We start from the raw sequence: 18,471 nt of genomic DNA on the forward strand, positions 1-18,471 counted from the left end.
GGTCAGGAGCCGTCGACCGAGATGCCGAAGACGTCCAGGATCGCGTAGACGCCGAGGAAGGCGATGGCCGCGCTGCTCACGGCCAGGGCCACGGTGAGCCAGGGGCTGCCGCGGAAGCGTCGTTCGACGCCCAGGGCACGCAGTCGCCAGACGGCGATGACCACGGCCACCAGGAAGATGCCGCCGCCGATGCCGCCGATCTGCACCATCAACACCGGCGACTGGACCCACAGGTAGGAGGCGGCCCACAGCGGCGGGAGGCAGACGGTGAGCAGCCGCATGGTGCGGCGGCGGACCTTCAGGTCGTTCCAGTCGATCACGCCGAGCAGGCCGAGGGAGTTGGTCCACAGCCGCGGCACGCTGGCGGTCGAGCCGATGATGGTGGAGTAGAGCACGGCGATCGCGCCCGCCAGGAAGACGTACTTGGCCCACGGCCCCATGGTGTCGGTGTACATCCGGGAGAGCGTGGTGATGACGTCGTTGCCCTCGGGGACCAGGTTCTGCGGGTTGAGCACGGAGGCGCCGATGACGTAGAAGGCGAGGGTGCACAGGGTGCAGACCAGCCACGAGACGGTGACGTCCAGGCGCATCACCTTCAGCCAGCCCTCGGCGCGCCGCGCGCGCTCCTCGGTGCCGTCGTCGGGTCCTGTCCAGCGGGCGTAGCCCTTCTCCAGGCACCAGTAGGTGTAGGTCGTCATCTCGTCGGCGCCGACGCCGGTCAGGCCGAACATGGCGAGTGCGATGCCGAGGGTGCCGGCGGGGATCGTGAAGCTCAGGCCCTCGCCGAGGTCCGAGGGGCCGAAGCCGAAGTCGGTGAAGGGCAGCGCGAGGGCGAGGCCCACGGTGATCGTGGTGAAGAGGACGACCGAGATGACGGCGGCCTGCTCCACGACCGCGTAGCGCGCGGTCTGGAGGAGCAGGACGACGCTGGCGGTGATGATCGCGGTCCAGCAGAAGAGGGAGGAGAAGCTGAGCGCCTCGCCGCTGATCGGCCACAGGATGGAACAGGCGGCGGCGGTGCCGCCGATGATGCCGCCGCGCTGGAACATCTTGGCGAAGTCCATGCCGATCCACAGCCAGTTGATCCAGCCGAGGCGGCCGATCCGGGGGCCGACGTCGCGGTAGCCGTCGAGCGCGGTGCGGCCGTTGAGGATGGTCCATCGCGCCAACTCGGCCTGGATCCAGACCTTGACGGTCGCGCTGATGATGACGAGCCACAGCAGGACGAATCCGGCGCGGGCGCCGAGCGCGGTGGTGGCGATCAGCTCGCCCGAGCCGACGATGGCGGCCGAGAGCACAAGACCCGGGCCGAGGTGGCGCAGTCGCCCGCCGAAGGTCCTCGGTGGCTCGCGTACGTCCTCGGCGCGCAACAGGTAGGGGTCGACCGCCTCGGCGGCGGCTGGCGCGGGGGCTTCCGTCTCGGTCGTGGCCATGTGGGGTCCTTCCTTTCCGGCGCCGATGCCGGAATGGGAGCGGTTCTGGGGGGAGGTGGGGAAGGTCGGGGACGAGGGGCCAGGTCAGGTCGCCTCGTGGCGCGGCTCCTCGCCGGCCAGTACCCGGACCACGTCCTCGGCGACGGTCACGCCCATGGTCCGGTTGGCCTCGTGACTGCACGCGGCCATGTGCGGGGTGAGCACGACGTTGGGCGCGGTGCGCAGCGGGCTGTCGCCGAGCGGCTCGACGGCGAAGGCGTCCACTGCGGCGCCGGCCAGGTGGCCTTCGACGAGCAGCGCGGCGAGGGCCCGTTCGTCGACGAGGCCGCCCCTGGCGGCGTTGATCAGGTAGCCGCCGGGGCGCATGGCGCGCAGCGTCGCCTCGTCGAGCAGCGGTGGGGCGCCGGGGTCGGCCGGCAGGTGGAGGCTGGTGAAGTGCGCCTCGGCCAGGGCGGTGCGCAGGGGTGCGGGGCGGGCGCCGCGGGCACTGATCTCGGCGTCGTCGAGGTAGGGGTCGTGGGCGAGCACGGTCATGCCGAACGCCTGGGCGTAGCCGGCGAGGAGCCGGCCGATGCGGCCGAACCCGACGATGGCCAGGGTCTTGCCGGCGAGTTCGGGGCCGAAGAGCTTGGGCCAGCGGCCGGCGCGCAGCTGCGCGTCGGCCTCGGGGACGCGACGGGCGGCGGCCAGCATGAGGCCGAAGGTGAACTCGGCGACGGCCCGCGAGTTGCTGCCGGGAGCGTAGGTGACCCGGATGCCGCGAGCGCGGGCGGCGGCCAGGTCGATGGTGTCCACGCCGACGCCGTGCTTGGCGATGACCTTCAGCCGCCCGGCGGCCTCGATGACCTCGGCGGTGATCGGGTCCATGCCGACGATCAGCGCGTCGGCGGCGCCGACCCTGGCGAGGAGTTCGGGTCCTGGCAGGGCGGCGTCCTCGACCGGGCGGACCGGCCCGGCGCCGGCGCTCTCCAGCAGGGTCCAGGGGTCGCGGGAGTACCGCGCGAAGGTGGGCGTGGTGATGAGCGTGGTGGGCATGCCTCGGCTTCCCGTGCGGCCGACAGGATCGTGATGCGGGAAACCGTCGCATGACTGTTTGTTTCGCGCAAGAGTCTTCGCGCATTTCGCGCGAGAGAACGCCGAGTTCCCGGCACCGCAGGGCATACATCTGCGCGGATCGCGCAGGAATGGGATCACGAGTGGGACGGGTCGCGCGATGCGCCGCGACCGTCAGGCGGCGCCGGACGTCAGGCGGCGGCGCGGGCGTCCTCGGCACCCGGCGCCGCGCCGGCCTCGGCCGCCGGCTGCCGCCTGGTGTCCAGGACGTGCGCGGTCCCCAGGATCACCAGGCCGGCGACCGGCACCACTGCCAGGCCGAGCCGGATCGAGTGCGCGTCGGCGATCAGACCCACCACCGGCGGGGACACCAGGAAGCCGATGCGGAGCAGGAACGCGGCCACGCTGATGCCCGCACCGGGCCAGAGCCCCGGCACCTCGTCGGCGGCGTGCAGGGCCGCCGGGATCAGCGTCGCGATGCCGAGTCCGGCCAGGCCGAAGCCGACGACGGTGCTCGGCACGGAGGGCCACAGCAGCGCCGCGCCCATGCCGCCCGTGACCAGCACCCCGCCGATCCTGGCGGTGGCGCGGTCGCCGAGCCGCTGGACCACCCGGTCGCCCAGCAGCCGGCCGACGGTCTGGGTGCCCTGGAGCGCCATGAAGGCGAGGCCGCCGACGAAGGGGCCGGCCGCCAGCTCGCTCTGGAGGTACACGGCGCCCCAGGAGCTCGGGGCGTCCTCGACGACGGTGGTGGCCGCCGTCATCAGACCGAGCACGGCGAACGCGACCAGTACCGGCCGCCGCAGCCAGGCCCGCCCACCACCGCCGCCGGCCGCCGCGGGCGCCGCGGCCGGGTCGCGCTCGGTGTCGTCGGGGCCCGGCAGCAGGAACCGCGAGGAGACCAGGGCCGAGGCGAGGGTGACCGCGCCGACCAGGCCGAGGTGGAGGGCGAGCGCCAGCTCGAACTGGGCGGCCGCCGCGCCGGCCACGCCACCGAGCACCGCGCCCACGCTCCACAGCCCGTGGAAGGCGTTCAGGATCGACCGGCCGTAGCGGCGCTGCACCCGCATGCCGTGCGCGTTCATCGCGACGTCGTTGACCGCGTCCAGGCTGCCGGCGACGAAGATCGCCGCGCACAGCACCGCGTACCCGGGCGCGGTGCCCACCAGCACGATGTTGACGCCCATCAGCAGCTGGCTGACGACGGCGGTGTGCGCCGAGCCGAACCGCCTGATCAGCGGTCCTGCGGTCAGCCCGAGCATTAGCGCGCCGAGCGGCATGGCGGCGATGGCCGTGCCGAGGGCGGCGTTGGACAGGCCGAGCTCGGCCTTGATCTCGGGGTAGCGCGGGACGACGTTGGAGAAGACGAAGCCGTTGGTGAAGAACAGCGCGAAGACCGCCACCCGGGCGCTGACGGGCCGGGTGCCGGGGACGGTTCGGGACATCGCTTACTCCGGGGGCGCGCGAGCGGGACGGACGGCGGGCACGACGAGGAAGGCCGCGCCCGGTGGCGCGCCCCGGCGGAGTCTATGTCCGGTCCCGCGGGTCCAACCAGGCGATATCGGCCCGTCCGGACCCGCCGACCGTCGCGCCCTACCCCCAGATGTCCTCGGCCCACTCCGGGTGGTCGATGAACGGGTTGCGGTTGCCCTGGTACTGGTCGTGGATGAGCTCGTTGCGGCGCTCCTCGAAGGCGGACGGCGGGTCCAGCTCGTTCCATTCCAGGAGGGTGGAGAGCCGGCCGTGGTAGGGCCGACTGCCGTTGTTCACCGCGTCGTTGAGTTCGAGGTCGGCGAAGCCGTCGCCGCCCTCGTACCGCACGGACATGTAGAAGAGCATCCGTGCGATGTCGCCCTTGTCCTGGTCGCGGGGTTCCCAGGAGTCGGCGTCGGTGTAGTTGCCCGGAGCGATGGCGACGGCCGAGCCGCCGTCGTCGAAGTCCTTGTTGCCGCGCGAGCTGTTGACCTGCACGTCGGCTGGGCGCAGGTGGTGCACGTCGGTGCCCGGGCCCGGCGAGGTGCCGAAGTCGCCGTGCGACTGGGCCCAGACGTGCTCCCGGTTCCAGTCGCCGACGTCCCCGCCATTGAGGGACGCGGAGCGGGACTGGCCGGTGTAGAGCAGGACCACGTTGGCGGAGTTGGCCGGGTCCCGGTCGGTGACCTTGAGGGCCTCCCAGACCTGGGAGTAACTGAGGGTGGTGACGCCGGTGCTGATGATCTCGTGCAGCGCGTCCCGCAGCGGCTCGCCGGTGAGGCCGAGGGCGTCCGCGTAGTAGGCGTCGTCCTGGGTCTCCACGACCGGCGCGGCGGCGGTCGCGGTGGCGGCCGCGAGGCCGGGCGGGGCTATCAGGACGAGGGTGAGGGCGCCGGTGAGCAGGGTCCTGCGCATGGGGGACCTTTCCGTGGGGGTGGCGGTACGGCGTGAACGCCCCTCGGGCGAGCGGCCGTTCGTGAGTGATATGTACCTGCCAGGCACTCGGGAAACTACGCGCGTCACCCGTGATCGCGTGTGAGCCCCTCGTCACGCGGACCCCGCCGCTGGTTCTACACTTGCGTAGAAGTGATCCGCCAGTCGATCCAACGGAGTTTCCCCATGGCCCTGTGGGACCGCATCAAGGAGTCCGCGTCGTCGATGCAGGCTCAGCTCAACGCCCGGAAGAACGACCTCAAGAGCGGGGCGTTCCGCGACGCGAGCATGGCGATCTGCGCCCTGGTGGCCGCCGCCGACGGCTCGGTCGACCCCGCCGAGCGCCGCCGCGTGGCACAACTGATCGCCGGCAACGAGGTCCTGCAGAACTTCGACGCCATGGACCTGCAGCAGCGCTTCGAGGGTTACCTGGACAAGCTCACGAACGACTTCGACTTCGGTAAGGTCAGCCTCCTGCAGGAGGTCGCGAAGGCCAAGAAGAAGCCGGCCGAGGCGCGGGCCGTCATCCAGATCGGCATCGTGATCGGCGGCGCGGACGGGCACTTCGACGAGGAAGAGCGTGGCGTGGTCCGCGAGGCCTGCTTCGCGCTCGGCCTGCCGCCTGCCGAGTTCGACCTCTGAACCGACGGCCGGACAATTTCTACACTGCTGTAGTTTCTTAACCGAGGGCCCATCCGGGCACATATCCACGGACCCCGTACGCATCGAGGAGGAGAGCGTGGGAGTAACCCTGTCCAAGGGCGGCAACGTCTCGCTGACCAAGGAGGCACCCGGCCTGACCGCGGTGGTGGTCGGGCTCGGCTGGGACGTCCGCACGACCACGGGCGCCGACTACGACCTGGACGCCAGCGCCCTGCTGTGCACCGCGAGCGGCAAGGTCGCCTCCGACCAGCACTTCGTCTTCTACAACAACCTGACCAGCCCGGACGGCTCCGTGGAGCACACCGGGGACAACCTCACCGGTGAGGGCGAGGGCGACGACGAGGCGATCAAGGTGAACCTGGCGGCCGTGCCCGCCGAGATCGCCTCCATCGTCTTCCCCGTCTCGATCCACGACGCGGTCGCCCGCGGCCAGAGCTTCGGCCAGATCCGCAACGCGTTCATCCGCGTCGTCAACCAGGCCAACGGCACCGAGATCGCCCGCTACGACCTCAGCGAGGACGCGGCCACCGAGACGGCGATGATCTTCGGCGAGCTCTACCGGCACGGCGCCGAGTGGAAGTTCCGCGCGGTGGGCCAGGGTTACGCCTCCGGCCTGGCCGGCATCGCCACCGACTACGGCGTCAACGTGTAGGACGGCGGCCCCGGGCACGGCCCGCTGGCTCCCGGCTGCTCCGGTGCCGGTCTCGGCGCCGGAGCGGCACGGCCCCGGGCCCAGCCGAGCACCATGGCGGTGACCAGCGCCAGCGGCCGGTTCGGCTCCTCGCGGAACGTACGCCACAGTACGCTCTCGGCGCATGGACCCGATCTTCCGGCTTCCGCCCGACTCCCCGCTGGCGATGGCCGTTTCCGAGAAATGGGCCCTGGTCCCGCTGCGGATACCCGCGGGTTGGCACGTCATCCACAACACCCTGGACGTCCGACTCCTGCCGGACGGGCGGATCGAGGCCAACGACTCCGAGGACCTGTACTGGGCGCGTACCGCGACGCCGCCCTGGGCGACCGCGGGGCTGGGCGGCCCACCGTCTCGGGAGATCAACGTCGACGCCGGCTGGTACGGCGGCCACGGCTTCCGCGTCGTCGTCCTCGACCCCGACTGGGACCACCAGCGAGCCTCCCACACCACCCCCGACCTGGAGGAGTTCGTCGCCACGCTGGAGCGGTGGATGTGGCTGATCACCCAGCGGGGGAGGTTCCCCGAGCCGTGAGCCGGACATCGTGCGCCGAAGCGGCCCGGGACTCGGATCACGGTCGGCGGCGACCCTAAGACCCGGCGCCGGTTGCCCTTCGAAACGGCGGAGCCGGGCAGCGGCACGGTATGCAGCCGCAACCACGTTTCACGTTGACCGCGACCACGCTCGACGCGCCGAACGCCCGCGAACTGGCACGGTTCCACCAGCGCCTGCTCGGGTGGCCGACGCGGCGGGACGAACCCGACTGGGTGGAGCTCGCGCCGCCCGACGGCGGTGCCGGGCTGTCGTTCCAGACGGAGCCGCTCTTCACGCCTCCGCGGTGGCCCTCCACCGGGTCCGAGCAGCAGATGATGACGCACCCGGACATCGGGGTGAGCGACCTGGCGTCCGCCGTGGGGCACGCCCTGGCCCTGGGCGCGACCCTCGCGGAGTTCCAACCCCGGGCCGACGTACGGGTCCTGTGCGATCCCGTGGGCCACCCGTTCTGCCTCTTCGTGCGCACCGACGAGTACGCCTGATGGGGGCCCTGTCCGGCCGCCGTGCTCACGACTCGACCTGGGCGATGCCGGGCTCGCCGGCCGCCACGTAGACGCTGGCGCGGGTGGAGACCGGGGCGCCGGGGCGGCTGACGTAGGGGACGATCCGGTAGTCGGTGCGCCACTCGTCCCGGGTGACGTGGCAACGTCCGTAGCCGCGCTGTCCGTTGTGGAAGCGCATGTGTGGGTTCTCGGCGAGCCAGCGCCGCCCCCACTCGTCGTGGTCCACGCCGTCGCCGCTCGACGTGATGGACGTGGCCATGAATTCGGCGCCCACGGTGGCCGATTCGGGGTCGTCGAAATCGGCCTTGAGATCGGCGGCGAGATTCCGGTGCGCGTCGCCCGTCAACACCACGAAATTCTCCACCCGGTTGTCCCGGACGCTCCGGAAAAGGCGGTCCCTGGCCGCCGCATAGCCGTCCCAGGTGTCCATTCCGAAGTCGCGCTCCGGGCCCGCGGCGGCGTCCGCCTGCATCATCAGCACCTGGTTGGCGAGCACGTCCCAGACGGCTCCCGAGTCCCGCAGCCCCTCGGTCAGCCAGCGCTCCTGCGCGGCGCCGAGCATCGAGCGGTCGGCGGCCAGCCGGTCGGCGCAGTCGTGGTCGAGGCCGGGGCCGTAGCAGACCTGGTCGTCGCGGAACTGCCGGCCGTCGAGCACGTGGAAGCGGGCCAGGTCGCCGTAGTCGAAGCGCCGGTGCAGCGCCATGTCGGGACCGCTCGGGATCGCGCTCCTGCGCAGCGGCAGGTTCTCGTAGTAGGCCTGGAAAGCGGCGGCGCGCATCGCCAGGAAGGCGTCGCCGGTCTCCTGTTCGCCGCCCACGTCGCCGGCCCAGTCGTTGTCCACCTCGTGGTCGTCCATCGTGACGATCCAGGCCGCGGCGGCGTGCGCGGCCCGCAGGTCGCCGTCGCTCTTGTACTGCCCGTACCGGACCCGGTAGTCGGCCAGCGAGTTCGGCTCGCCGACCGGCAGGTGGTCGCGGCCGATCGCGCTCGGCTCGCTGATCTCGTAGATGTAGTCGCCCAGATGGACCACGACGTCCAGGTCCTCGTCGGCCAGGTGGCGCAGCGCCGTGAAGTGGCCCTCGAAGTAGTTCTGGCAGCTCAGGTAGGCGAAGGTGAGCGAGGAGAGGGCGGCGCCCGCGGCCGGCGCCGTCCTGGTGCGGCCCGTCTCGCTGAGGTGGCCGGCGGCCCGGAAGCGGTACCAGTACTCGCGGTCCGGGCGCAGTCCCTCGACCTCGACGTGCACGGAGTGGCCGAGTTCCGGTGTGGCCTGCGCCACCCCGGAGCGCACCACGTGCCGGAACCGGGGGTCGGCGGCCAGCTGCCAGTCGACCGGGACGGCCAGCGGGGGCATGCCGCCGAGCCCGTCGGGCGCCACCGGCTCTGGCGCCAGCCTGGTCCACAGGAGGACGCCGTCCGGGAGCGGGTCCCCTGAGGCGACGCCGAGGGTGAAGGGATCGCCGGACAGCCGGGGGACGGCGCGCCGTGGCGCGGCCGTGGCGCCGGCCAGGGGCAGCGCGGCGACCAGCGCGCTGCCGGCGGCGAGCGTGAGGAAACGGCGGCGGTTCGGCTCGCCGCGCATTCCGGCGGGCAGCACGGGCTGAGCGGGATTCCGGTGTGGGGGGTGTGGGGGGCGGGACAACGTGACTCCAGGGCCGCTTTTCCGGATTCCGAGGACGATTCGGAGGATTTTCACCGGACTGCGATGCAAGCAGCCGCTTTCGTCGTTCCGGAAATCGCCGGATGAACAATCGACGCCGTTCTCCGACGCCCCGGAGAACGGAGCATTCCAGCGCCTTTCGGCCATCGGACGCGGTCACCAGGTCACATTGCGCCGTAAGGTCGCGGCTCACCGCCGTTAAGGCACCGGTATCGAGCGGCTGTCACGGTCTGTCCCGGCAGCGTGCCATGTCCCCGACATACCGGAGGATCGTCATGTCCCAACCGACCACCGGCCGACGCCGCTTCCTCGCGGCCGGCGCCACGGCTCTCGGCAGCGCCGCGGTCGGCCAGTTGGCGGGCGCCGCCCCCGCGGGCGCCGTGCCGCCCCGGACGGACGCCGTGCCCCGGGTCGCCGCCCGCCCGGCCGAACCCACGGTGCCCGACGGGGCGTTCACGCTCGGCGTGGCCTCCGGCGACCCGCTCCCTGACGGCGTGGTGCTGTGGACCCGGCTGGCACCCGACCCGCTGAACGGCGGCGGCATGCCGGACCAGGCGGTGTCCGTCGGCTGGCAGATCGCGGAGGACTCCCGCTTCCGGCGGATCGTCGGGCAGGGCACCGCGCGGGCCGAGCCCTCGCTGGGGCACAGCGTGCACGTCGACGTCCGGGGCCTGCGCCCGCACCGCGACCACTGGTACCGCTTCCGGGTCGGGAACCAGCTCTCCCCCGTCGGGCGCACCAGGACCGCGCCCCCGGCGCACGCCGAGGGCGGCCGGCTGCGGCTCGCGCTCGCCTCCTGCCAGAACTGGCAGCACGGCTGGTTCACGCCCTACGCGGACATGGCCGCGCAGGATGTGGACGCGGTGCTGTTCGTCGGCGACTACATCTACGAGAGCGGCCCCTCGGCCACCGCCGTCCGCCGCCACGAGGGCACCGGGGAGCCGTACTCGCTGGTCCAGTACCGGAACCGGTACGCCCAGTACCGCACGGACCCGGACCTGGCGCGGATGCACGCCGAGGCGCCGTGGATCGTCACCTTCGACGACCACGAGGTGGACAACGACTTCGCCGGCGAGATACCGCAGGACCCCGACCGGCAGCCGCACGACGCGTTCGTCGCCCGACTGACCGCCGCCTACCAGGCGTTCTACGAGCACATGCCGGTGCGCGCCACCGCGGTGCCCTCGGGCCCGCACATCAGGGCGCACCGCCGGCTGGACTTCGGGCGGCTCGCCCGGCTCCAGGTGCTCGACACGCGGCAGTACCGCAGCGACCAGGCGACCAGCCAGGAGGGCGCCCGCAGCCCGCTGTTGACGATGCTCGGCGCCGAGCAGAAGCGCTGGCTGCTGGACGGGATGCGGCGCTCCCCCGCCCGCTGGAACCTCGTCGGCTCGCAGATCATGATGGCCGAGACCGACCTGCTGGTCGGCGAGGGCAAGCAGTGGTTCTACGACGCCTGGGACGGCTACCAGGTGGAGAGGAACGAACTGCTCGCCGAGTTCGCCGCCTTCCGCAACCCGGTGGTGCTCTCCGGCGACCGCCACCTGACCATGGTCAGCGACCTCAGGCGGGACTTCGCCGAGCCGAACTCCCAGGTGGTCGGGGCCGAGTTCGTGGGCACCTCGATCAGTTCCAACGGCGACCAGGACCAGGCCGCGTTCCGCGCCGAGTGGGACCCGCGCAGGCCCGACAACCCGCATTGGAAGCTGCTCGACGCGCACCGCGGCTACCACCTTTTCGACATCGACCGGGACGGCGTCGACGCCCGGGTACGGATCGTGGACACCGTCCGCCAGCCGACGGCCACCGCGAGCACGCTGGCCGGCCTGCGGGTGGAGAACGGCCGCCCGGGCGTCGAACTCGCCTGACGGCGGCGGGCGGCCGGCAACCTTCGGCGGTGCCGCGACCACTTCAGCGGTGAGAGCTACCCCCACCGGTGAGGAGTGCCACCGTGAGCCCTGTGCACCGCCTGTTGTCCCGCGTCATGGCGGCGGCCCTGGCCGCCGCCGCCATGCTGCTGCTGACGCCCGGCAGCGCCGTCGCCTACCCCAACCCCGGACTGGTGACGGGCGCGACCGGCATCCACGACCCCTCGATGATCAGGACCAGTTCCGGCTACGTGCTCTACGGCTCCAACAACCGCCTGGACGCCCGCACCTCGTCGGACCGGATCGCGTTCGCCAACGCCGGCTCGGCGTTCGCCTCGCCACTGTCCTGGTGGTCGACCTACTCGCCCGAGCAGAGCCCCTGGGCCCCCGACATCTCCTACCACAACGGCACCTACTGGCTGTACTACGCGGTCTCCAGCTTCGGCTCCAACCACTCGGCGATCGGCCTGGCCACCTCCACCACCGGCCGTCCCGGCAGCTTCACCGACCGCGGCATCGTCTACTCGACCACCTCCAGCTCCAACCACAACGCCATCGACCCCAACCTGCTGGTCGACGACAACGGCACCTGGTGGCTGACGTTCGGCTCCTGGTGGACCGGGATCAAGCAGATCCAGCTCAACCCCGCCACCGGCCTGCGGCACGCCACCAACCGCACCGTCTACAGCCTGGCCTCACAGGGCGGCGGCATCGAGGGCCCGTCGCTGGTCAAGCGCAACGGCTACTACTACCTGTTCAACTCCTACGGCACCTGCTGCGCCGGCACCAGCAGCACCTACCACATCAAGGTGGGCCGCTCCACCAGCCCCAACGGCCCGTTCGTCGACCGCAACGGCGTCAACCTGATGAACGGCGGCGGCACCCTGGTGCGGGAGACGCAGGGCCGGTACGTCGGCCCCGGCGGCCAGTCGGTGATGAACGACGTCGACGGCGACCTGCTCGTCTACCACTACTACGACGGCCAGGACAACGGCGCGCCCAAGCTCGGCGTCAACCTCATCAACTGGAGCAGCGGCTGGCCCGTCCTCTACTGACGGGCTGGTAACTGACGGACTGGTGCGTTGGGCTGCTGTTCGCCGAGATTTCCGCCCGTGTGCCTCGGCCGCGGGCGGTCTCCGGACCATGCTGCCGACTGTCGGAGAACGCGTGAGCGACAGGAGAGAGCGGATGCCGGAGTTGCCCTCGATGCGACCGTCCAGGAGAAACGTGCTGCGCGGCGGCCTCGCCGCCTCGGCCGGGCTCGCCCTGCCCGCCCTCGCCGGCACCGCGCCCGCGCTGGCGCTCTCCGGCCGGCCCGGCGCCGACTGGGGCGTCCAGGTCGGGGACGTCACCAGCTCGTCCGGTCTGGTCTGGGCGCGCTCCGACCGGCCGGCCCGGATGGTCGTGGAGACCTCGGCCACCGACTCGTTCCGGCGGGTCGAGCGCTGGCGCGGCCCGCTGCTCGGCCCGGGCACCGACTTCACCGGCACCACGCCGCTGCACGGCCTGCCGGCCGGCGAGCAGGTGCACTACCGGGTGCTGCTCGCCGACCCCGACGACCCGCGCCGGGTCGGCGAGCCGGTGACCGGCACCTTCCGCACCGCGCCGGCCCGCCGCCGCGCCGGGGTGAGCTTCGTGTGGTCGGGCGACCTCGCCGGCCAGGGCTGGGGCATCAACCAGGAGCTCGGCGGCTACCTGCTCTTCGAGGAGATGCGCCGCCTCGACCCCGACTTCTTCCTCTTCAGCGGCGACACCGTCTACGCGGACGGGCCGCTCACCGACAGCGTGCCCCTGCCTGACGGCCGGGTGTGGCGCAACGTCACCACCCCCGAGAAGGCGAAGGTCGCCGAGACCCTCGCCGAGTACCGGGGCAACTTCCGCTACAACCTCCAGGACGCCAACCTGCGGCGCTTCAACGCCCAGGTGCCGGCCATCGTGCAGTGGGACGACCACGAGGTCACCAACAACTGGTACCCGGGCGAGATCCTGACCGACGCCCGCTACACCGAGAAGTCCGTCGACGTGCTGGCCGCCAGGGCGCGGCGCGCGTTCGCCGAGTACTTCCCCATCCCCACGCTGAGCCCCACCCGTGACGGGCGGGTGCACCGGGTGGTGCGCTACGGGCCGCTGCTCGACGTGTTCGTGCTCGACATGCGCACCCACCGGGACGCCAACTCCCCGGGCCGGGAGCAGGAGAACGAGCAGGGCATCCTCGGCGCCGAGCAGCTGCGCTGGCTCAAGACCGAGCTGTCCCGCTCCCGGGCGGTGTGGAAGGTGATCGCGGCCGACATGCCGATCGGCCTGGTGGTGCCGGACGGCGCCACCGACATCGAGGCGATCGCCAACGCCGACCCGGGCGCGCCCCTCGGCCGTGAGCTGCAGATCGCCGAGCTGCTGCGCTTCGTGAAGCACCGCCGGATCACCGGCACCGTCTGGCTGACGGCCGACGTGCACCACACCTCGGCCCAGCACTACCAGCCGTCCAGGGCGGCGTTCGGCGACTTCGAGCCGTTCTGGGAGTTCGTGACCGGGCCGATCAACGCGGGGGCCTTCCCGGCCAGCGCGCTGGACGGCACCTTCGGCCCGGAGCGGGTGTTCGTCAAGGCGCCGGAGCGCGGCAACGTGTCGCCGGCCGAGGGCTACCAGTTCTACGGCGAGGTGGCGATCGACGGCGACAGCGGCGAGTTGACCGTCAGGCTGCGCGAGCTGGGCGGCGCGGTGCTCTACACCAAGGTGCTGGAGCCGGGCCTGGTCGGCCAGTAGCCGCCTGGCGGCGGCACCGCCCACCGCGGACGGCGGGGCGGCCGCTTCACACCACCTTCCACCGGACCAGGCCGGCCAGGACCAGCGCGCCGGGCAGCAGGGGGAGCCAGACGGTGATCACCCGGAAGACCAGCACGGTCGCGGTGGCGGCGCCCGCGGTGGCGCCGGTGGCCACCAGGGCGACGACCAGCGCCGCGTCGACCGAGCCGATGCCGCCGGGCGAGGGCACGGCGGCCGCCACCACGGAGGCGGCCAGGTAGGCGAGCACCAGGTGGCCGACCGGCAGGGTCAGGCCGAGCGCGAGGGCCACGGTCACGAGTCCGGCGGCCTGCAGCATCGGGAAGGCGAAGGAGCCGCCCCACAGTGCCAGCGCCCGGGACGGCCTGGCGTGCAGCGAGCGGACGTCGGTGAGCGCGGTGCGGACGAAGGTGGCCACGGCCCGGCGGATCCGGCCCACGCAGGCCAGCGCCACGGCCACCCCGAGCAGCGCGGCGACCGCCAGGGTGGCGGCGAGCGACAGGCCGATCTCCTCGGGCAGCAGCGTCTCGAGCCGCAGCGCCTCGGGGAAGGCGAGCAGCAGCGTCCCGCGGGCGACGCCCTCGGCGAGGTAGTAGAGGGCGAGCGCGGCCGAGTAGCGGGCCGGCGGCAGGCCGCAGCGGGCCATGAAGCGGATGTTGACGGCGCCGGCGCCGATCCCGGAGGGCAGCAGGTGGTTGGCGGCGCCGGCGGCGAACTGGGTGACCAGCAGCCGGCCGGCGGGCAGGCGTTCCAGCACCGTGCCCTGCCGGGCGAAGGAGACGGCGACCCAGCCGAGCAGCGTGCTGGCCACGGCGGCCAGCATCCAGTACCCGTTCCCGTCGAGCGCCTGCCGGACGCCGGAGCCCAGGTGCGTCCTGTTGTGGTAGAGCCAGACGGCCACGGCGACGATCGGCAGCAGACAGAGGATCCGTCGGAGCACGCGACGAGCATGGCGCCGCGACGTGTCCTTCGGTGATCCGGGTGGTGGCCGGGAGGAGACGGCCGGGTCAGGCCGGGAAGACAACCGCGCCCTCGTCGTCGGGGCCGCGTTCGCCACGACGGGCCACGTAGTCGAGGGCGGCCTCCTCCATGGAGACGTCCTCGCGGCGCCGCTCGGAGAGCAGCAGCCGGTGTTCGAGCAGCTCGTGGTAGATCTGCGCGGTGTCCACGCTCTCCCGCAGCTCGCGCGGCACGGCCCGGACGATGGGCCGGAAGACGTCGCGCACCCAGCGGTGGGCCAGCACCTCGGGGCGGGCGCCGAGCGGGTCGCCTGGCGCGTAGTCGTCCTGCGTGACCATCCAGGTCTCCAGGTCGCGCAGCAGGCTGCGGGCCTGGTTCTCCTCGGCGTCCAGGCCGGTGAGGCGGAGCAGCTGGCGCTGGTGGTGGCCGGCGTCCACGACCTTGGGCCAGAAGGTGACGGCGTCCCCGTCGGGCGAGCGCTTGATCTGCATCTCGGCGACGTCGAAGCCCAGGTCGTTGAGTCGCCTTATCCGCCGGTCGATGTAGTGGCGCTTGTCCTTGGGGTAGACGGAGGTGCGGGTGAGCTCGTGCCACAGCTCGCCGTAGCGCTCACAGATCTCGTCGCCGAAGGGGACGGGGTCGACGGACGGGTGCAGCGAGCCGCCCGCCTCCAGGTCCATCAGCTCGCCGGCGATGTTGACCCGGGCCACCTCCAGGTCGTACTCGCGCTGTCCCCTGGAGAGGGTGGGCTGGATCTGGCCGGTCTCGGCGTCGACCAGGTAGGCCGCGTAGGCGCCGGCGTCCCGGCGGAACAGGGTGTTGGAGAGCGAGCAGTCGCCCCAGGCGAAGCCGTTGAGGTGCAGCCGGACCAGCAGTACGGCGAGCGCGTCGAGCAGGCGCTTGATGGTGGTGGGGCGCATGGTGGTCTCGAACATCGACCGGTAGGGCAGCGAGCCCTTCAGCTGCCGGGTGATCAGGACGGGTTCGAGCGGCTCGCCATGCGCGTCGTACCGGCCGGTGACGACGGCCACCGGGTCGACCGCCGGCACGTCGAGCCGGCCCAGGTCGCGCAGCAGCCCGTACTCGCGGACCGCGGCCCACTCGCCGACCTCCTTGACGGCGACGACCTCGCCGCCGGCCCTGGCGAACCGCACCACGTGCCGGGAGATGCCGCGGGGCAGCGAGACCAGGTGCTTCTCGGGCCAGTCGGTCAGCGGCACGTCCCACGGCAGGTCGAGAAGCGTGATCGGGTGCTCGGGGTCGGTGGCGGTGATCTGCAGGTCCATGACCCCAGTCTGCGTCACGGTCCCCTGCGGTTTGCCGCCATGTCGACGTAAAGTTTCATGACCGGCGCGGGGCCGCTACGCGGATCGCGTGCCGCCTCCTCCGCTCAGCCGCGCCGCGCCGCGCCCGCCGGCCACACCACGTCCACCGGGATGCCGGCCGCACGCGCCTCCGCGACCACGTCGGCGGTCCCGCCCTTCCCGCTCGGCGGTGCGCCGTTCCACACGGCGACCAGCCGGTCGGCGCGCCGCAGCAACTCCTTCCCCGCCGCCGTGTACGCCTCGCCACCGGCCCGCTCCCACGGCATGGTGACCACCTCGCCGGCCGCCGCCACCAGCCGGTCGAACGTGGCGGCATGCTCCGGCGCCACCTTCCGCGCCCGGTAGTCACGCGCGGGAATCACCAGGACGAGGCGGCCGCCAGCCTCCAACACCGCCTCGGCGAAGAGCGTGTCCGCCCCGGCGGCGAGGCAGGAGACCCCCACCAGCTCGGTGACGTCGTGCCGCACGAGCAACCTCCGCATCTCGGCCCGCACCAGCCGCTCGGTGGCCTCCGTGAGATCCATGTGGCCGGTCACGGCAATGGTGGGCATGCCTCTCCTGGTCAGCTCGACAATAGGCAGCGGAGCCTATCCCGCACCTCACTCACCGGCTTTGGCGCTTTCCGCTGCCGTCCTTGTCTGTTCAGCGCGGGGCCGTGGCCCGCGTCGGCCGCACCATGGCCGTGAGGACGGGCCCGTCCGGGGAGGGTTGCTGGGAACTGATCTCGGTGTACCCCCACGACTCGTACAGGGCCTTGACCTTGCCGTTCCCCGCCAGGGGATTGACCAGGAGCGTGACCTGTTCCTCCGGCCTGGCCGCGAGGAGCGCGTCATGAATGCGCCGAGCGATGCCCAGCCCACGCCAGGGAGCCCGCAGCATGATCTCCTTGAGCGCCATCGTTGGCTTGTCTGCGCAGCCTGCCGGCAACGGAGTCGTCATTCGTTGCCACCAACGGTCGTCTGGCTCGATGGCATTGCCGTAGGCGTACCCGACTGGTTCGTCGCCGTCGAACGCGATCACCACTTCCCACCCCGGCTCGGAGGCATGCCGCGCAAGCCGTTCGCCGAATCGCTCCACGGAGTAGTGCGGCAAATGGAGTTTGTCGGCTCGAACCTCGGCATACACCTCGATGAGGATGGTCCAGACGGCGTCGATCTCGGAAGTACGACGAAGTTCAACAGCGGTGGCCACCATGATTCCCTTCACGTCTCTCGGAAGTACTGGTTCCAGGTACGGGCAGCCTGGCTTGAGGGAGCGGCCACGCGCAGACGCGTGTCGAACTCGCCGAGCATGCTGGTGATTCGGGGATGCTGGCCCGATGGCTCGTCGGGGATGGACATGGCGGTTGCTACGGCCCGCTCGACCTCGCCTTGCCCGAGTTGCGCCTGCGCGAGACGTGCTGTGGTGATGGCCCGCGAACGCTGCATCGCCGGCTTCAAGAGGGCCAGGCTGCGATGAGCGTGTGCTTCGGCGTCTTCATATCTTCCCAACGCCAAATACGCTGCCACCGCGAGGCTTTCCAACTCGGCCTGGTCATAGAAGGCGTTCATCCAGACCGGGCGGGACTCGCCAGGTTCAGCCCGTTGCAGAGCGTCCTGGGCGTTGCCCAGAAGCTGCCGCACGGCCCGGGAGTCGCCTCTCAGCCCATGAATGGCCGCGTGCCGGGCGTGTCCCAGCGAGGCGAACATGGGATCTCGCCGCGTGAGAGTGGCGCGACGGGCCACGTCGTTCGCTGCCAACGCGTCTGCGGGGCGGCCAAGATGACGGTAGAGACTTCCAGCGTGAGACCAGATGCGGAACTGGATCGTCGGCTCGCCCGACATGGCCGCGAGGCTCACGGCGCGAGCGAAGTGCCGTTGCGCCGCCTCGAAGCGCCGCCCGTCGATCGCGGCCCACATGGCGCTCGACGTGAAGGACGCCGCGCAGGCATATAGCGCCGCGCGAACGCGCTGGCTCGCGCTGCCGCGTTCCTGAAGTGTGAGAGCTTCTCCGGCCAGAGCCGCAGCCTGGGCTTCGATGGTCAACCTTCCGCCGTAGCGGTGATCGCTGGCAACGATGACAGCGAACTTGGACAACAGCCGCTGGACGTCAGCTGAGCCCACGCGCGGGCGGGCGGATTGGGCTGCACCGGCGGCGTGAGCCATGGCCATGTGAGCGGATGTGCTGATGAAGCGGCGGCGAAGCACGGATGCCTCCGAGGGAACCGGGCGCGAGACATCGCGTCTGGGAGCGAAGCCCAACTCGGTAATTGGGCAATTGAATACTGCCTCCAACGCGACCCGTTGCCTGCGGTGCGGCCAGCGCGTCCTGCCCGTCAGCCAATTACGCACGGTGCGATCACCGACCGTCCCCGCATGCCCGTCCGCCTGCAGGATGGCGTTCACCGCCTCGGCCAGCTCTGTCTGCGTGAAGCCAGCTTCCGCCATACGCGCTTTGAGGGTGCTGTTACCGGCCACGCACTCAAGGTAGTCGCAGAACCCCTGACGGCCGAACCGCGCGCGGCGGAATTTTCCGGTCCGACGTCCTGCGCGAAGCGTCGTTTGTTCCTGACATTCCGTAGCGGCCAGTCGTTCAC

17 protein-coding genes are annotated in these 18,471 nt (G+C 71.7%); 7 read left to right on the forward strand and 10 right to left on the reverse strand.

Going from position 1 to position 18,471, the window contains the following annotated elements; translation table 11 throughout:
• Positions 1-2: 2 nt before the first annotated feature.
• The 4 genes from ACFWI8_RS01735 to ACFWI8_RS01750 form a co-directional block, all read right to left on the reverse strand.
• The gene (locus ACFWI8_RS01735; protein ID WP_387084415.1) at positions 3-1,433 is read right to left on the reverse strand and encodes an Nramp family divalent metal transporter; all 1,431 of its coding nucleotides are present in this window, start codon (positions 1,431-1,433) and stop codon (positions 3-5) included.
• An 84-nt stretch (positions 1,434-1,517) separates the two neighbouring features.
• Positions 1,518-2,468, reverse strand: a complete 951-nt coding sequence (locus ACFWI8_RS01740) for a phosphoglycerate dehydrogenase (RefSeq protein WP_387084417.1) — start codon at positions 2,466-2,468, stop codon at positions 1,518-1,520.
• Positions 2,469-2,677: 209 nt separating this feature from the next.
• Positions 2,678-3,931 (reverse strand): MFS transporter, encoded by a 1,254-nt coding sequence (locus ACFWI8_RS01745; RefSeq protein ID WP_387084419.1) that lies wholly within the window; start codon positions 3,929-3,931, stop codon positions 2,678-2,680.
• A gap of 148 nt (positions 3,932-4,079) precedes the next feature.
• Complete coding sequence (locus ACFWI8_RS01750) at positions 4,080-4,874, reverse strand: endonuclease I family protein (RefSeq protein ID WP_387084421.1); 795 nt, start codon at positions 4,872-4,874, stop codon at positions 4,080-4,082.
• Positions 4,875-5,078: 204 nt separating this feature from the next.
• Between ACFWI8_RS01750 and ACFWI8_RS01755 the strand changes: the two genes are divergently transcribed.
• From ACFWI8_RS01755 to ACFWI8_RS01770, 4 genes are all read left to right on the forward strand, one after another.
• Positions 5,079-5,534: a tellurite resistance TerB family protein gene (locus ACFWI8_RS01755; protein WP_387084423.1), complete on the forward strand. Its 456-nt coding sequence runs from the start codon at positions 5,079-5,081 to the stop codon at positions 5,532-5,534.
• A 97-nt stretch (positions 5,535-5,631) separates the two neighbouring features.
• Positions 5,632-6,207, forward strand: a complete 576-nt coding sequence (locus ACFWI8_RS01760) for a TerD family protein (RefSeq protein WP_387084425.1) — start codon at positions 5,632-5,634, stop codon at positions 6,205-6,207.
• A 163-nt stretch (positions 6,208-6,370) separates the two neighbouring features.
• Positions 6,371-6,781: a hypothetical protein gene (locus ACFWI8_RS01765; protein ID WP_387084427.1), complete on the forward strand. Its 411-nt coding sequence runs from the start codon at positions 6,371-6,373 to the stop codon at positions 6,779-6,781.
• A 134-nt stretch (positions 6,782-6,915) separates the two neighbouring features.
• Positions 6,916-7,284 (forward strand): VOC family protein, encoded by a 369-nt coding sequence (locus ACFWI8_RS01770; RefSeq protein ID WP_387084429.1) that lies wholly within the window; start codon positions 6,916-6,918, stop codon positions 7,282-7,284.
• Positions 7,285-7,309: 25 nt separating this feature from the next.
• Here ACFWI8_RS01770 and ACFWI8_RS01775 read toward each other — a convergent pair whose 3' ends face one another.
• Positions 7,310-8,884, reverse strand: coding sequence for an alkaline phosphatase D family protein (locus ACFWI8_RS01775; RefSeq protein WP_387084782.1), 1,575 nt, complete (start codon positions 8,882-8,884; stop codon positions 7,310-7,312).
• A gap of 353 nt (positions 8,885-9,237) precedes the next feature.
• On the opposite strand from ACFWI8_RS01775, the gene ACFWI8_RS01780 reads away from it, so the two are divergent.
• From ACFWI8_RS01780 to ACFWI8_RS01790, 3 genes are all read left to right on the forward strand, one after another.
• On the forward strand, positions 9,238-10,830 hold the full coding sequence (locus ACFWI8_RS01780) for an alkaline phosphatase D family protein (RefSeq protein WP_387084431.1): 1,593 nt from the start codon (positions 9,238-9,240) through the stop codon (positions 10,828-10,830).
• A 116-nt stretch (positions 10,831-10,946) separates the two neighbouring features.
• A complete protein-coding gene (locus ACFWI8_RS01785) occupies positions 10,947-11,885 on the forward strand; it encodes an arabinan endo-1,5-alpha-L-arabinosidase (RefSeq protein WP_387084783.1) in 939 nt (312 codons plus the stop codon).
• Between the two features lie 133 nt (positions 11,886-12,018).
• Complete coding sequence (locus tag ACFWI8_RS01790) at positions 12,019-13,593, forward strand: alkaline phosphatase D family protein (protein WP_387084785.1); 1,575 nt, start codon at positions 12,019-12,021, stop codon at positions 13,591-13,593.
• Positions 13,594-13,639: 46 nt separating this feature from the next.
• Here ACFWI8_RS01790 and ACFWI8_RS01795 read toward each other — a convergent pair whose 3' ends face one another.
• The 5 genes from ACFWI8_RS01795 to ACFWI8_RS01815 form a co-directional block, all read right to left on the reverse strand.
• A complete protein-coding gene (locus ACFWI8_RS01795; RefSeq protein WP_387084433.1) occupies positions 13,640-14,551 on the reverse strand; it encodes a YbhN family protein in 912 nt (303 codons plus the stop codon).
• Between the two features lie 67 nt (positions 14,552-14,618).
• Positions 14,619-15,857 (reverse strand): DUF4032 domain-containing protein, encoded by a 1,239-nt coding sequence (locus ACFWI8_RS01800; protein WP_387084435.1) that lies wholly within the window; start codon positions 15,855-15,857, stop codon positions 14,619-14,621.
• Positions 15,858-15,961: 104 nt separating this feature from the next.
• Positions 15,962-16,447, reverse strand: a complete 486-nt coding sequence (locus tag ACFWI8_RS01805; protein ID WP_387084437.1) for a hypothetical protein — start codon at positions 16,445-16,447, stop codon at positions 15,962-15,964.
• A gap of 91 nt (positions 16,448-16,538) precedes the next feature.
• Positions 16,539-17,093 carry a GNAT family N-acetyltransferase gene (locus tag ACFWI8_RS01810; protein WP_387084787.1) on the reverse strand — a complete coding sequence of 185 codons (555 nt, stop codon included), beginning with the start codon at positions 17,091-17,093 and terminating at the stop codon, positions 16,539-16,541.
• Between the two features lie 5 nt (positions 17,094-17,098).
• The gene (locus ACFWI8_RS01815; protein WP_387084439.1) at positions 17,099-18,352 is read right to left on the reverse strand and encodes an XRE family transcriptional regulator; all 1,254 of its coding nucleotides are present in this window, start codon (positions 18,350-18,352) and stop codon (positions 17,099-17,101) included.
• Positions 18,353-18,471 lie beyond the last annotated feature (119 nt).

This window comes from Streptomyces sp. NPDC127098, assembly GCF_042722465.1.
Classification (GTDB): Bacteria; Actinomycetota; Actinomycetes; order Streptomycetales; family Streptomycetaceae; genus Streptomyces; species Streptomyces millisiae.

Bases quoted from the DNA above. Each gene is read 5' to 3' on its own strand.
- ACFWI8_RS01745 (WP_387084419.1), bottom strand. From the start codon at position 3,931: ATGTCCCGAACCGTCCCCGGCACCCGGCCCGTCAGCGCCCGGGTGGCG.
- ACFWI8_RS01780 (WP_387084431.1), top strand. From the start codon at position 9,238: ATGTCCCAACCGACCACCGGCCGACGCCGCTTCCTCGCGGCCGGCGCC.
- ACFWI8_RS01775 (WP_387084782.1), bottom strand. From the start codon at position 8,884: ATGCGCGGCGAGCCGAACCGCCGCCGTTTCCTCACGCTCGCCGCCGGC.
- ACFWI8_RS01800 (WP_387084435.1), bottom strand. From the start codon at position 15,857: ATGGACCTGCAGATCACCGCCACCGACCCCGAGCACCCGATCACGCTT.
- ACFWI8_RS01785 (WP_387084783.1), top strand. From the start codon at position 10,947: ATGGCGGCGGCCCTGGCCGCCGCCGCCATGCTGCTGCTGACGCCCGGC.
- ACFWI8_RS01805 (WP_387084437.1), bottom strand. From the start codon at position 16,447: ATGCCCACCATTGCCGTGACCGGCCACATGGATCTCACGGAGGCCACC.
- ACFWI8_RS01765 (WP_387084427.1), top strand. From the start codon at position 6,371: ATGGACCCGATCTTCCGGCTTCCGCCCGACTCCCCGCTGGCGATGGCC.
- ACFWI8_RS01790 (WP_387084785.1), top strand. From the start codon at position 12,019: ATGCCGGAGTTGCCCTCGATGCGACCGTCCAGGAGAAACGTGCTGCGC.
- ACFWI8_RS01750 (WP_387084421.1), bottom strand. From the start codon at position 4,874: ATGCGCAGGACCCTGCTCACCGGCGCCCTCACCCTCGTCCTGATAGCC.
- ACFWI8_RS01740 (WP_387084417.1), bottom strand. From the start codon at position 2,468: ATGCCCACCACGCTCATCACCACGCCCACCTTCGCGCGGTACTCCCGC.
- ACFWI8_RS01735 (WP_387084415.1), bottom strand. From the start codon at position 1,433: ATGGCCACGACCGAGACGGAAGCCCCCGCGCCAGCCGCCGCCGAGGCG.
- ACFWI8_RS01755 (WP_387084423.1), top strand. From the start codon at position 5,079: ATGGCCCTGTGGGACCGCATCAAGGAGTCCGCGTCGTCGATGCAGGCT.